The following is a 14130-nucleotide window of genomic DNA, read 5'->3' on the forward strand; positions in this document are numbered from 1 at the left end:
ATGCGCGCATGGCTTCACTCATTGACCCACAAGAACCAACGGAGACCCCCATGCAGCGACGTTCTTTCTTGCTCAGCGTCACCCTGCTTTGCGCCGGCCTGTGGCTTGGCGGCTGCGCCAGCCCGCAGTACCTGGAAGTCACCCCCGAGCGCAGCGCGCCGGTGGCCCAGGTCGGCAACGGCCAGGAGGTCGCGGTATTCGCCCAGGACGGGCGCGACACCGACGTCATCGGCCAGCGCAGCGGCGGCGGCATGTCCACGTCCCGGATTACCGTCAGCAGCCATATTCTGATCCCCCAGCTTCAGCGTGAAGCCGAGCGCGCGGTGCGCGACATGGGCTTTACCCCGGTCAGCGAGCAGGCCGAAGGGCGCCCGACGCTGACCCTGGAGCTTGCCCGGCTGAACTATGCCCGGGGCGACGGCGCCAATCCCGGCATTGACGAGGCTCAGCTTGAGGGCGTGCTGCGCGCCATCGCTAAAAATGACGGCACCACCTACACCGGCACCTATACCTCGCGCCGCACCCAGGAATATGCGCTCAAGCCCGACTCGGACAAAAATACCGAGATGCTCAACGAGCTGCTCGGCAAGGCGCTCGACCGCGCTTTCAACGACGGCGAGCTGGGCGCGCTGCTGGCGCGTTAGCTTTTCGGGCCGCGGCGCTCGAGCGCCCAGGTGCTCTCGATAAAGCCGCGCGCGTCGGGCGGCCCCTGCTCCAGAAACGTCAGCCGGAAGTTGGGCGAAAAGAGCTGCTCGACTTCTTCGTGGGACACGCTGTAGGGCGGGCCGGCGTCGGCCTCCCCCCGGGTCAGGCTGACCAGCAGCCCCCGGGCGCCCGGGGGCACCAGCTGGGCCAGATGAAAGGCATAGCGCTGCCGCGTGGGCCGGGGCAGCGCGATCAGCGAGGCGCGGTCGTAAAACGCCTCGATTTCCGCTACCTGGCGGATATGCAAGTGGAAAAAATCGCCCAGCCACAGCTCGATGCTGCCCTGGCGCACGATGTCAAAGCCCGCCTGGTGATAGCGCAGCACGCCCTGGCGGCGTTCGGCGACGAACTGCTCGATGGCCTCCGGCGAAATCTCTACGCCCAACACCGGGTGGCCGGCATCGGCGAGCCAGCGCATATCCACGCTTTTACCGCACAGCGGCACCAGCACCTTGGCCGTCCGGGGCACGTCAAGCGTCAGCCAGTAGCGCTCAAGCGCCGGATGCAGCGTTGTCCGGTGAAAGCCGATGCGCCCCTCGCGCCAGCGCTTGAGCCATTGATCCGTCATCGCCTGATCCCGTCTTGAAGGGCTCTGTCTTGAAGGACTCCGTCATGAAAAGCCCCGTCATAAGAAGCCCCGTGGTCCATCAAAACCAGCGGTCGCGCTTTTTGCGCCGGCGCGGCAGGTGCGGAACGATCAGCCCTACCAGCAGGCCGGCACCGGCGACGCCGCCGCCGTACATGAAGTAGCGCATCAAAAGGTCCTCTTCCTGGGTTTCCAGGCGGGCATTCAGCTTGCGCGACTGCTTGCGCAACGTCTCGGCATCGCGCTTGAGCGCTTCATTGCTCGCCTCGAGCTCGTCGATACGCTGCGCCCGGGCTTCCAGGTTCTCTTTCATGGTCGCCACGCGCTCTTCCCAGGTGGCGTTGATATTGTCGAGCTCCTCGGTTAGCTCAGCCACCCGGGTCTCAAGCTTGGGCAGCTTTTCCCGGGCGCTGGGCGTGTCCTGCAGCTCCTCGCTGAGAATCCACACGGCGTCGCCGGAATCGCTTTCTACCCGGGTATATTCACCGCTGGTTTCAAGCATCTTGACCTGCTCGCCGGCGCTTAGCGTGCCCACGATCCGGTAGCCGTCGGTGGGACCCGAGCGCACATAGGTGGTGAGCTCTTCAGACACCCAGGTGGCACTCTCCTGGGCAAGAACCTGACCGCTGCCAAGACCGATCAACAGGCCGGCCAGCGCGGCCCGGCAGGAAAAACGAAACGTCGTTGCTTGCATGTGAAACATCCTGATGAAAACGCTGACCGCACACACTACCGAATTCGCCGCCCCGGCGCAGCTACCCGGGTGCCGCCCCTTGCGCATGCGCAGCCCCTGAAAAGGCCGCCAGATTAACACAGGCCCGCGCTTTCTACCGGCGCGCGTTGACCCCACAGGCATCACAATGCTCGCACCCGGGCTCAGATAAGCCTAGAGTGAAGAATACTGGTGCCGTAGCGCTGACGCTTTGACACCAAGGCCCATCGGCAAAGAAGAAGGAGCTAGACCGTGGAAAAAAACACTGACAAAGGTTACATCGCTCTTCTCGGCTGGAGCCTGAACGCCATTGAAGCCGCTGAAAACTTTGACCGGCGCTATGTCGTCGTGGCACCGCCCTGGGCAGAGGACTACTGCCAGGAGCACGATATTCCCTATGTGCCCTGGGATTTCGAGCGGCTCAACGACCGCTCCATGGAGATTGCCGAAACGCTCAAGGAAAAAGGCGTTGACGTGGCCATTCCGCTGTTTGAGGAAACCGTTGAGTGGGCCGGCGCCATCAACTCCGTGCTGCTCGACAGCCCGCGCCTTTACGGCCAGTCGCTGCTTTTGCGCGACAAGGCGCTGATGAAGCGTCGCGCCCAGCTCGGCGGCATTCGCGTGGGCATTTTCGAAGAAGCCCACGACAAGGACGACGTGGTGCGCTTTCTCAAGCGCGTCAACCAGACGCTGCTCAAGCTCGACGGCGACCCCAACGACCCCATTCACCTGAAGGCGTTCGACAAGGCCGGCTGCCTGGGCCACCGGGTGATCCGCACGCCGGACGAAGTCGACCTGATTCCCGAGGAGGAATTCCCGGTGCTGATGGAGTCGCATCTGGACGGCTGGGAGTTTGCCGTAGAGGCTTGGATCCACAACGGTAAAATCGTCTTTTTGAACATTTCCGAGTACGTCACCCTGGGCTATTCGGTCTTCGTCCCCGCCTCGCCTGAGCTTGAAAGGTACCGCGACCAGATTACCGCGCAGATCGAGAAGCTGATCAAGACCTTCGACATCGGCTTTGGCCTTATCCACCCCGAGTATTTCGTCACCAGCGACGGCGAAATGTACTTTGGTGAAGTGGCCTATCGCCCGCCGGGCTTCAAGGTGTTCGAGCTTCTGGAGCGGGTCTACGGCTTCAACGCCTACCAGGCCTCCATGCTGGTGTTTGACCCCCACACCACGGCGGAAGAGGTTGCCGACTTCTTCCCACGGGAAGTGGTCGACGCCGACGGCTTCGCCGGCTGCTTCGGCGTTTATCCGCGCCGGCGCGTGGTCAGCCGGCTGGAGCTCCCCGAGGAGGTGGAAGACCATCCCTACTTCGAGTCCCACGAGCTCACCTCGCCCCTGGAAGAAACCGTGACCAAGCGTACGGCTTTCGGCACTCACTGGGGGCTTGTCTACTTCAAGGGCGACGACGCCCACACCCTGCGTGACCTGCTGAAACACCAGGAAGATCTCGACTTCTATGTATAATCCCCTCACCCGCAGGGATAAGGAGTCACCGTGACCCCAGCAAACAACGCATCTTCCACCCACGCCGCTTACAGCGAAGCGGCAAAGCTTGACAGGCTGGTGGAAAAATTTGACGAGGCGCTGGGCCTGCTTCAGCAGGCCCTCGCCTTCAATAAAACCGCAAGGCTGCCCCGGGTGCTGGACACGGCACGACGGCTGCTGCTGACCGACGGCGGCTGCGCGGCGATTGAGGCCCGCGCCGAGGCGCTGGAAAACGCCGCCGTGTTCGACGGCTCCGACTGGGCCTCCCCCAAACACCTGCTGCCCTCTCTGACAAGCCAGGCGCTGAAAAGCACCGACGCCAACGTGGTGGTGATCGAGGCGCTGAGCGAGCTGCGCCTCCTTGCCGTGGCCAAGGCCAGCTTCGCTCACCCCCAGGTCTCCGCCGAGCACGCCCACCACTACTTGACCCAGGCCCTGGCGCTCAACCTGCGGCTATTGTTCACCCCGCCCACGGAAGCCGAGCGCGAGTCCCAGGGGCGCCTGGCTCTGGTTTCGCGCTACCTGTTCCAGCATCTGGCCGCGCGGATTGGCTACGAGCACATCGTCGACACGCTGATCGAGGAAGTCTGGCGCATACTGCAGCAGCGCCCGCTACAGACCGACGCCATCAAGCAGATGATCACCCAGATCGCGCTGTGCCAGGCCGACCCGGCCATTGACCTCGGCGCCAGCGGCCAGGGGGCGGCGCGGCTGGTCAGCGCGCTTTTCGGCCCCACCCAGGCCTGCCAGGAGGACCCCGGCGTCGAAGTATACCGCGAGCGCCTGGAGCGCATGGACCACGCCACCCTCCAGGCCGAAGCCTCCGGCTTTGCCCGAGCCATGCACGACACCGGGCTGGTCGCGCCCTACCACGCCGTGCTCATGCGCCACCTGGTCGAGCACAGCGATCAGCTGATCGCTGAAGCCCTGGGGCTTTCCTCCACCGGGCGCGACTGCCTACTGTGCTACCGCGAACTGGTGCTGGCGCTGATCCGCACCGGCGTCTATTCGGACACCGCCCAGGCGGTTTACGGGCTGGCGCTCACCCTGGAGCGCGGCATCCTCTATCAGCCGCCGGTGGCACCGGCCATGTGGCGCCAGCTGGGGCTTACGCTGTCGGACTGGTCCCGGGCGCGCCTTGTGCTTGCCTGCGGCGACGCCGTACCGCCCCGAGCTCGGTTGCTGGAAGGCGTGCTGGGCATGCTCGGCCTGCCGTTTGGCATCGGCCAGGGCAACAACCCCACCTGCCAGTCGGCCCGGGCGCTTTCCATGTGGGCCTACAACGACCCCGACTACCTGCTGCAAATGGTCGCTTGGGCCGCGCGCGACGATGAAATCATCATGCACTTCGAGGGCCAGCCCATCTCCTCGATGGCAAGCCTCTCCGGCGTTGCCACCGAGCTACCCATGGACCTGGACCCGGTATCGCTGATCGTGGTGCCCCACCTGGACCGCATCTACGCCGAAATGGGCAGGCGCTGCGTCGGACGGCTGGGCGATCCCCACCGCTGGGTCAACCCCGAATTCCACGGCTGGTGGTCGGGCCGCGGCTTTGCCATCAACGTCGACGTCGCCACCGGCAAGCTCATCGACGTAGACGCGTTTCTGCGCCATTTCTACGCCAGCTATCACCCGTTCTATAACGGTAACCAGCCGCTGATCCACCCCCAGCCGGCGGGCATTGCGGTAACCGACAGCACCGGCCGCTTTATCGGCTGGCACGCCATCAGCGTACTGCGCGCCTCGCTTGACCCCGGGGAGCAAATGCGCGTGTATTTCTACAACCCCAACAACGACAGCGGCCAGGACTGGGGCGATGACGTGGTGGTCAGCACCTCAGGCAACGGCGAACGCTTTGGCGAAGCGTCGCTGCCGTTCGAGCAGTTTGCCTCGCGCCTTTACATCTACCATTACGACGCGCTTGAGCACGGCGAACTGGCCATCGTCAGCGACGACGAGCTGGCGCGGGTCAAGGGGTATCTCTCGCGCAGCTGGGGCGCCGAGCGTCTGCCCCCGGGCGGCCTGCAGGCCGCGTCCGGCTCCGCCGGCCGGCGCGGGTAGCGCCCCATGCCACGTCTTGACCAGCTACTCGTCAAGCAGCAGCTTGCGGCCTCACGCACCCGGGCCCAGCGGCTGATCAAAAGCGGCCACGTGCGGCGTCGGGACACCGGCGCTCGGCTGGCCAAACCCAGCGAGCAGCTGGCCGACGCCACGCCGCTTGTCGTGGATGACGCGCCCGAAGAGCGCTACGTTTCCCGGGCGGGACTCAAGCTTGAAGCCGTACTCACGGCCCTCGACAAGCGCTTTGACGGCCAGACGGTACTCGACGTGGGCCAGTCCACCGGCGGCTTCACCGACTGCGCCCTGCGCTTTGGCGCGCGTCACGTCATCGGTATCGAGGTCGGCCACGGGCAGCTGGCGCGCCGCCTTTGCGATGACCCCCGGGTCAGCTGCCTCGAGGGCATCAATGCCCGGGAGCTGACCCGCTCCCCGGCCTTTGCTACCCTGTGCCAGCGCCAGCCGCCGGATACCGCGGTGATGGATGTCTCTTTTATTTCACAAACGCTGATCCTGCCCGAGATCGCGGCGGCACTACCCGCCGGCGGCGAGCTTTTATCGCTGGTCAAGCCGCAGTTCGAGCTCGACGCCTCGGCCCTGGGCAAACGCGGCGTGGTCCGCGATACGCACCGCTACGCCGAGGTCAGAGCGCGCCTGGAGCACGCCTGCCGGCAAAGCGGGCTTACCATCGACCACTGGCAGCCAAGCCCGATTGCCGGCGGCGACGGCAACCGCGAGTTTTTGCTCCACGCTCACTGCCAAAGCGCCTGACCGCCGTTGACTTCTTCAGGCCCCGTGATAAAACACGCCCAGGCGTTTGCCTGCTTATCCATTGACGAGCCGTAACCATGACCGCCCGACATCCATTTCTTGCCGGCTTGAGCCTCGTAGTGGCAATGCATGCCGGCAGCGTCTTTGCCGACGCCGCTGACCCCAGCGCGCTGGACGCGCGCGTCCACGCCCTGCGCCAGGAAATCACCCGGCTCAACCTTGAGCTCTCCTCGCTCGAGGCGCGCCAGACGCCGCGCTTTGAAACCTCGGCGTACATGACCGCGCTGACCCCCAAACCGCCGGAAGAGCAGGCCATTGAAGAAACCCGCGAGCGCCGGCAGCTGGAAAGGGCGTCCAACCACAACCCGTTTTCGATCACTGCCCACCGCACCAACTATCTGTTTCCGGTGAGCTATAACGGCAACCAGGACCGCGCCCGCTTTCGCAACATCGACGCCGACGGGCGGGCGGACAGCGCCGAGGTGAAGTTCCAGTTCAGCGCCAAGTTCTCGCTGGTCGAAGATCTGTTTGGCCACAACGGCGACCTGTTTTTCGGCTACACTCAGCGCAGCTGGTGGCAGGCCTACAATACCGACTCGTCCTCGCCCTTCCGCGAAACCAACTACGAGCCGGAAATCTTCATCGACTTCGACAACGCCTGGAATATTTTCGGCTGGGTCAACACCCGCAACCGGCTTGCCGTCAATCACCAGTCCAACGGCCGTTCGGCGCCGCTGTCGCGCAGCTGGAATCGGGTGTATCTGGAAAGCACGCTGCAGCGCGGCAACTGGGCGGTCACAATGGCTCCCCACTGGCGCATTCCCGAGTCCCAGGGCGATGACGACAACCCCGACATCCACCGCTACATGGGCTACGGCGATGTGCGCATCGCCAAGCGCTATAGCCACGACCAGGAAGTCGCCGTCCAGCTGCGGGGCAACCCCGATACCGGCAACTACGGCACCCAGCTGGACTACAGCTGGCCGGCCTTCAACGGCGTCCGCGGCCACGTGCAGTATTACTACGGCTACGGCGAAAGCCTGATCGACTACGATCACCGGGTCCACCGGCTAAGTCTCGGCTTTAGCCTCAACCCGCTGTTTACGCCCAGCGGGCTGCTGCGCTAGGGGTCACCGCGCGTATAGCGCTTGTATCGCCCTTTACACCTGCTATGCTGACATCTCGCTGCTGAAGCGATGTCACTCACCGGTAACACTCATTTGTGGGTTCATTCGGGTGCTCATTCGTGCAGTACCCACGTGTAGTACCCCAGGAGAAAGACACCATGGCCAAGAAACCATCAGATCGCCAAGTACAGACCGAACAGCTGCAGGACGACCTGCGCCACCTGAGCGACACCGTAGAAGAATTGGTCAACGCCACGGCCAAGGACGCAAGCTCGGAAATGCGCGACCTGCGCGAGCGCGCCGAACAGCGCCTCAAGGACACCCGCGCCCGCGTTGAAGCCCGGGGCGAGCAGCTTTACACCGGCACCCGGGACAGCCTGACCCAGCAGGCCGACTGCTGCGACCGCTACGTGCGTGACAACCCCTGGACCAGCGTAGGCATCGGCGCTGCCGCCGGCGTGGTGGTAGGCCTGCTGCTCGGACGGCGCTAATGGCGCTGGGTCCCGGCCAACGTGTGATCCAGGCCGTCAGGAGCGTACTCGGTACGCTTGTCGCCAACGGCGAAACGCGTCTGCGTCTGGCGGTACTGGAGCTTGAAGAAGAACGGGCGCGCCTGCTGACGCTGATACTGCTGGCGGGCGCCAGCCTGCTGCTATTCATGCTGGCCACGGCCAGCATGACCACCCTGATCATCGCCATCTTTTGGGACAGCTATCGTCTGCTGGCCATCGGCGCCTGCGCCGGCGTGCTATTGCTGGCAAGCGTCGTGCTTGCCGCGATAGCGATACGCCAGGCAAGGCGGCACACCCTGCTGAAAGACACCCTGAGCCAGCTGGCCACCGACCGCGCCCTACTGGAGCAACGTAACGATGCCCGCCAAAAACGCTGATCCGGTCGCCCATCGCCAACCGGCACGCCGCTCGCCGTCGCGGGCGGCGCGCAAGCGCGAACTGCTGGAGCAGCTGGAGCAGCAGCGCATCGACATCATGGTGGAAGGCCTGCGCCTTGAGCGTGCCGCCGAGCCGCTGGACCGCGGCTGGCAAAAAATCGCCCGCTACAAAACGCCGCTGATGCTTGCCGGCAGCGGCCTTGCCTATCGCGTAGTCAGAAAATCCGGTCCCTTTGTGCGCATTGGCCGGCGCGCCCTCGCCGCCTATATGCTGGTGCGCAACATCAAGCGGCTGGGTCGCCTGCGCCGCTAGCAGGCCTGGCCGCAGGCCACCCCCGATGCCCAGGCCCACTGAAAGTTGTACCCGCCAAGCTCGCCGGTCACGTCCAGCACCTCGCCGATAAAGCGCAGCTGGGGTAGCCCGTTCACGGTAAAATCCTTCGACGACAGCGCCGCGGTATTCACCCCGCCAAGCGTTACCTCCGCCGTGCGCCAGCCTTCGGTACCGGCAGGCTTCAGCGTCCAGCGGTTGAGCCGCCCGGCCCAGGCAGCAATGGCGGCGTTGGAATATTCCGCTAGCGGCGCACTGCCGGCGGCATCGGCGTACCACTCTCCCAGCGCCTGAGCGACCCGCTTGGGCAGGCGCTCCCCAAGCCAGGTGGAAAGCTGGCGCTTGGGCGTGGCGCTGCGCGCCTGGCGCAGGGCAGCCTCGGCGTCCTCCCCCGGCAGCAGGTCTACGCACAGCGCCTCCCCCGGCTGCCAGACGCTGGAAATCTGCAGCATGGCAGGCCCGGAAAGCCCGCGGTGGGTAAACAGCATCGGCTCGGCAAATTCGCGCCCGTTGCAGGCGACGCGCACGTCAAGGCTCACCCCGGAAAGCGCCGCCGCCCGGGCTTTCCACGGCTCGCTCAGGGTAAAGGGCACCAGCGCCGGCCCGGTGGGCAGCACCTCGAGGCCGAAGCGGCGGGCAAGCTCATAGCCAAAGCCGGTGGCGCCCATGGTGGGGATCGAAAGCCCGCCGGTCGCCACAACCACCGCGCCGGCATCCACCGTGCCAAGCGACGTGGCCAGGCGCATACCGTCCCCCCGCCGCTCCACGCACTCCACTTGGGTCCCCAGGCGCACATCAACCCCCGCCCACTCGCATTCAGTGAGCAGCACCCGCACAATGTCCTTGGCCGACGTGGCGCAAAACAGCTGCCCCGGCGCCTTTTCCACGTACTCCACGCCGTGGCGCTCCACCAGCTCGATAAAGTCGCCGGGCGAATAGCGCTTCAGCGCGGAGATGCAAAAATGTGGATTCTGCGAGTAGAAGTGCTGTGGCGCGGTGGCCGTATTGGTAAAGTTGCAGCGCCCGCCGCCGGACATGAGTATTTTCTTGCCGGCCTTTTTCGCATGGTCCAGCAGCAGCACGCGCCGGCCGGCGTAGCCCGCCTGGGCGGCGCACATCAGACCGGCCGCGCCCGCGCCGATCACCACCACGTCATAGGTTTTCACAAGGCAGCTCCGGTATGCACAAAGCCGCTAGTTTAACAGCCTGTCCCGCTTCCGCCGCCCTTCGTACGAAAGCCCGGCGCGCGCGGCGCCGCGCAGTGCTCTGGCTTGGGCTGCTGCCTGGCCTGCTGCTGGGGCTGGCCGCCGGGCCGGCGTCGGGGCAGACCGGCGCAACGGCCCCACAGGTCATCGCCGCCAGGGTCAGCCAGGGCGCCTGGGCGGATACCGTCAGGGCCCCTGGCACGCTGAAAGCCGACGAAAGCGTCACCCTCTCGGCAACCGTCACCGACGTGATTACCGCCATCGACTTTGACGACGGCGACACGGTCGAAGCCGGCCAGCGCCTGTTTCAGCTGGATGACGCAGAGGAGCGCGCCCGGCTGCGCGCCGCCCGGGCCAGCGCCAGCGAAGCGCAAAACGCCCTGCGCCGCGCCACCCAGCTGCAAGAGCGCAACCTTTCGGCCCGGGCCGACGTGGAAGACAGCCAGGCACGGCTGGATCAGGCCCGCGCCGAGGCCGCCGCCCTTGAAGCAAGGCTTGCCAACTACCGGATTGCCGCGCCGTTCGCCGGGCGCATGGGGCTGCGCAATCTGAGCGTCGGCACCCTGGTGTCCCCGGGTGACGAGCTTGCCACCCTGGACAAGCTCGACGTCATGCGCCTGGACGCCAGCATTCCCGCCGTGCGGCTGGGGCAGCTCTCGCCGGGGAGCCCGCTTCGTGCCCGCACTCGGGCATTCCCCGAACGCACTTTTAGCGGCGAAGTGGCCAGCATCGATACCCGGGTCGACCCGGTCGCGCGCAGCGTCACCGTGCGCGCCCGGCTGGAGAACCCCGAAGCGCGCCTGCGCCCGGGGATGCTGATGCAGGTCGAGCTTGATACCGCCACCCGGGAGGCGCTGGCGGTGCCCGAGGCGGCTATTGTCTCTGAAAGCCACAACCACTACGTGTGGCGGCTGGATGCGACCGACGACAACCGCGTGGAGCGCCGCCGGGTCGAGCTTGGCGCCCGGCGCCTGGGCGAGGCGGAGATCCTCGACGGCCTCGAGCGCGGCGATCTGGTCGTCGTTCACGGCGCGGAAACGCTGCGCGACGGCCAGACGCCCGGACTTCTGGGCATTACCGATGACGACACCGATATCAAGGCAATACTGCGCCAGGGGCGGAGCGAATAATGCGGCTTTCCGATATATCCGTCGAGCGGCCGGTACTTGCCACCGTCATCGCCGCGCTGATCGTCGCCTTCGGCGTACTCTCCCTTGACCGCCTGGCGCTGCAGGAATACCCCTCCATCGACCCGCCGGTGGTGAGCGTCGACACCCGCTACCCCGGCGCGTCGGCGAGCATCGTCGAAACGCGCATCACCCAGCCGCTGGAGGATCGCATTTCCGGCGTGGAAGGTATCGAGACGATTACCTCCTCCAGCAGCGACGGGCGCTCGAGCATCAGCGTCGAGTTCAGCCTGGACCGCGAGATTGACTCCGCGGCCAACGACATCCGCGACAAGATCTCCCGGGCGCTTGGCAACCTGCCCGAAGAGGCCGACCCGCCCGAGGTGCAAAAGGCCGACGCCAACTCCGACACCGTGCTGTGGCTGAGCCTCACCGGCGACAACTACACCACCGCCGAGCTCACCGACTACGCCGAGCGCTACCTGAAAGACGCTCTGGCGGTGCTGCCCGGGGTCTCCCAGGTGCGCGTGGGCGGCGGGCGACGCTACGCCATGCGCGTCTGGCTCGACGCCGACGCCCTGGCCGCGCGGCGGCTGACCGTCAACGCCGTGGAAAGCGCCCTGCGCGAAGAAAACGTCGAGCTGCCCGGCGGTGCGATCGAATCCCGGGAGCGCCAGTTCATCGTGCGCCTGCCGCGCAGCTTCACCACCCCCGCAGACTTCCGCACGCTGGTGCTCGACGAAACCGACAGCGGCGAGCTGATCCGCCTGGGCGACGTGGCCCGGGTAGAAATCGGCGCGGTGGAAGACCGCACGATTTTTCGCAGCAACGGCGAGCCCATGGTGGGGATGGGGCTGATGAAGCAGTCCACCGCCAACGTCCTGGAAATCTCCAACGCCGCCCGGGACACCCTAAAAGACCTGCAGAAAACGCTGCCCGAGGGCATGACGCTGAGCCTGAATTTCGATTCGTCGGTCTTTATCGCCGGGGCTATCCGCGAGGTCATCGTTACCCTGCTGATTTCGATGGTGCTCGTGGTCGCGGTGATTTTCCTCTTTCTGGGTAACCTGCGCACCACCCTGGTGCCGGCGGTGACCGTGCCCGTGGCGCTGGTCGGCAGCTTCGGCGCCCTGCTGCTGATGGGCTTTACCCTGAACCTTTTGACGCTGCTCGCCCTGGTGCTGGCCATCGGCCTGGTGGTGGACGACGCCATCGTGGTGCTGGAAAACATCCACCGGCGCATGCAGGAATACGGCGAGACGCCGCTGGTCGCCGCCTGGCGCGGCGCCCGGCAGATCGCCTTTGCGGTGATTGCCACGACGCTGGTGCTGATCGCGGTATTCGTGCCGCTGGGCTTTCTCCAGGGCGATATCGGCCGGCTGTTTTCGGAGTTTGCCCTGACGCTTGCCGCCGCGGTGGCGCTCTCCAGCGTGCTGGCGCTGTCGCTGTCGCCGATGATGGCGTCCAAGGTGCTCAAGCCCGGCATGCACGACGGCCGCCTGGCCCGCGGCGTGCAGCGCCTCCTTGACGCCAGCCGCAGCGCTTACCGGCGCACGCTGAGGCTTGCCCTGCGCCTGCGCCTGGTCGTGGTGGCGGTCTTTGTGCTGCTGCTCGGCGGCATCGCCTGGCTTTCCCAGACGCTGCCGACCGAATACACCCCCGAAGAAGACCGCGGCAGCTTCTACATCATCGTCAGCGGCCCGCCGGGCGCCACCTTCGACTACATGCTCGACTACATGGACGAGATCGAAGCGCGGCTGCTCCCCCTGGTGGACGACGGCGAAATCGAACGCCTCCAGGTGCGGGCGCCGCTCGGGTGGGGCAACATCGAAAATTTCAACAGCGGCTTTATCATCGTCAACCTCGCCGACTGGGGCGAGCGGCGCAGCGTCTGGCCGATCATGAACGAAGTGCGCGAAAAGCTCGGCGACCTGCCCGGCGTGCGCGCCTTTCCGGTGATGAGCCAGGGCTTTGGCGGCAGCGCCGGAAAGCCGGTGCAGTACGTGCTCGGCGGCAGCAGCTATGAAGAGCTCGCCCAGTGGCGCGATACGCTGATCGACTACGTGCGCGAGGACAACCCCCGGCTGCTGGGGCTCGACAGCGACTACGAGGAAAAGCAGCCCCAGCTGCGCGTGCACATCGACTACGACCGCGCGGCAAGCCTGGGCGTCACCGTCAGCGACGTCGGCCGCACCCTGGAGACCCTGCTCGGCGGGCGCCAAGTCACCCGCTACGTCGAGGGCGGCGAAGAGTACGACGTCATCGTCGAAGGAGAAAGGGGGGCCCGCCCCAGCGCCCAGAGCCTGGAAAGCGTCTTCGTGCGCTCGGCGCGCTCAGGCGAGCTGGTACCGCTGGCAAGCCTGGTGAGCTTTGCAGACACCGCCGGCGCCAGCACCCTGAGCCGCTTCAACCGGCTGCGCACCATTACGCTTCAGGCCAACCTCGAAGACGGCTACGCCCTGGGCGACGCCCTTGACTACCTTGACCGCACCGTCGCCGACATTCTGCCCGAAGCCGTGCAAACCGACGTCCAGGGCGCCTCGAGGGACTACCGCGAAGCCGGCGGCGCCACGGCGTTTCTGCTGGGCATGGGGGTGCTGGTGGTATTTCTGGTGCTGTCCGCCCAGTTTGAAAGCTTCATCCACCCGCTGGTGATCATGCTCACCGTGCCGCTGGCCATCGTCGGCGCGCTGCTGGCGCTTTATGCCACGGGGCAGACGCTGAACATCTACAGCCAGGTGGGGCTGGTCATGCTGGTGGGGCTCGCCACCAAGAACGGTATTCTGATCGTCGAGTTCATCAACCAGCTGCGCGATGAAGGCATGGCCTTTCAGGAGGCGCTGGTCGAGGCGTCGGTCACCCGGCTGCGGCCGATTCTGATGACCGCCGTGACCACCATGGCCGGCGCCGTCCCGCTGGTGCTGTCAAGCGGCCCCGGCGCCAACTCGCGGCTGGTGATCGGCACGGTGATCATGGCCGGCGTGGGTGCCGCCACGGTGTTCACGCTGTTCGTGGTCCCCGTGGCCTACGCCCTACTGGCGGGAAAAAGCGGCTCGCCGGGCGCGGTCAAACGCAGGCTCGCCAGCGAGCTTGACGAGACCCGGTCCGCCGAGGAGGTTTAG

The 14130-nt window shown here is 65.9% G+C and carries 13 protein-coding genes; 10 read left to right on the forward strand and 3 right to left on the reverse strand.

Annotation, left to right across the window (positions count from 1 at the left end; genetic code table 11):
- Positions 1-50 precede the first annotated feature (50 nt).
- Positions 51-644, forward strand: a complete 594-nt coding sequence (locus RS027_RS06535) for a YajG family lipoprotein (protein ID WP_311955233.1) — start codon at positions 51-53, stop codon at positions 642-644.
- On the opposite strand, the gene RS027_RS06540 is transcribed toward RS027_RS06535, so the two are convergent.
- Both RS027_RS06540 and RS027_RS06545 read right to left on the reverse strand, forming a co-directional pair.
- Positions 641-1273, reverse strand: coding sequence for a class I SAM-dependent methyltransferase (locus tag RS027_RS06540; RefSeq protein WP_311955235.1), 633 nt, complete (start codon positions 1271-1273; stop codon positions 641-643). The two genes, RS027_RS06535 and RS027_RS06540, sit on opposite strands and share 4 nt — an antisense overlap.
- Positions 1274-1352: 79 nt before the next feature.
- On the reverse strand, positions 1353-1985 hold the full coding sequence (locus tag RS027_RS06545) for a TIGR04211 family SH3 domain-containing protein (protein WP_311955237.1): 633 nt from the start codon (positions 1983-1985) through the stop codon (positions 1353-1355).
- Positions 1986-2255: 270 nt separating this feature from the next.
- On the opposite strand from RS027_RS06545, the gene RS027_RS06550 reads away from it, so the two are divergent.
- From RS027_RS06550 to RS027_RS06580, 7 genes are all read left to right on the forward strand, one after another.
- Positions 2256-3479 carry an ATP-grasp domain-containing protein gene (locus RS027_RS06550; protein WP_311955239.1) on the forward strand — a complete coding sequence of 408 codons (1224 nt, stop codon included), beginning with the start codon at positions 2256-2258 and terminating at the stop codon, positions 3477-3479.
- Between the two features lie 30 nt (positions 3480-3509).
- Positions 3510-5561: a hypothetical protein gene (locus RS027_RS06555; protein WP_311955240.1), complete on the forward strand. Its 2052-nt coding sequence runs from the start codon at positions 3510-3512 to the stop codon at positions 5559-5561.
- A 6-nt stretch (positions 5562-5567) separates the two neighbouring features.
- Complete coding sequence (locus RS027_RS06560) at positions 5568-6329, forward strand: TlyA family RNA methyltransferase (protein ID WP_311955243.1); 762 nt, start codon at positions 5568-5570, stop codon at positions 6327-6329.
- A 125-nt stretch (positions 6330-6454) separates the two neighbouring features.
- Positions 6455-7456 carry a phospholipase A gene (locus tag RS027_RS06565; RefSeq protein ID WP_311955312.1) on the forward strand — a complete coding sequence of 334 codons (1002 nt, stop codon included), beginning with the start codon at positions 6455-6457 and terminating at the stop codon, positions 7454-7456.
- Between the two features lie 158 nt (positions 7457-7614).
- Entirely contained in the window at positions 7615-7947 is a 333-nt protein-coding gene (locus RS027_RS06570; protein ID WP_311955244.1) for an ElaB/YgaM/YqjD family protein, read from the forward strand.
- Positions 7947-8345: a phage holin family protein gene (locus RS027_RS06575; RefSeq protein ID WP_311955246.1), complete on the forward strand. Its 399-nt coding sequence runs from the start codon at positions 7947-7949 to the stop codon at positions 8343-8345. Before RS027_RS06570 ends, RS027_RS06575 begins: the two co-directional genes overlap by 1 nt.
- Positions 8326-8658: a YqjK family protein gene (locus tag RS027_RS06580; protein WP_311955247.1), complete on the forward strand. Its 333-nt coding sequence runs from the start codon at positions 8326-8328 to the stop codon at positions 8656-8658. Before RS027_RS06575 ends, RS027_RS06580 begins: the two co-directional genes overlap by 20 nt.
- Here RS027_RS06580 and RS027_RS06585 read toward each other — a convergent pair.
- Positions 8655-9842, reverse strand: coding sequence for a BaiN/RdsA family NAD(P)/FAD-dependent oxidoreductase (locus RS027_RS06585; protein ID WP_311955249.1), 1188 nt, complete (start codon positions 9840-9842; stop codon positions 8655-8657). The two genes, RS027_RS06580 and RS027_RS06585, sit on opposite strands and share 4 nt — an antisense overlap.
- A gap of 95 nt (positions 9843-9937) precedes the next feature.
- On the opposite strand from RS027_RS06585, the gene RS027_RS06590 reads away from it, so the two are divergent.
- Entirely contained in the window at positions 9938-11011 is a 1074-nt protein-coding gene (locus RS027_RS06590; RefSeq protein ID WP_311955252.1) for an efflux RND transporter periplasmic adaptor subunit, read from the forward strand.
- Complete coding sequence (locus RS027_RS06595) at positions 11011-14130, forward strand: efflux RND transporter permease subunit (RefSeq protein ID WP_311955254.1); 3120 nt, start codon at positions 11011-11013, stop codon at positions 14128-14130. Before RS027_RS06590 ends, RS027_RS06595 begins: the two co-directional genes overlap by 1 nt.

This window comes from Halomonas garicola, assembly GCF_031935715.1.
In the GTDB taxonomy this organism is placed as follows: Bacteria; Pseudomonadota; Gammaproteobacteria; order Pseudomonadales; family Halomonadaceae; genus Vreelandella; species Vreelandella garicola.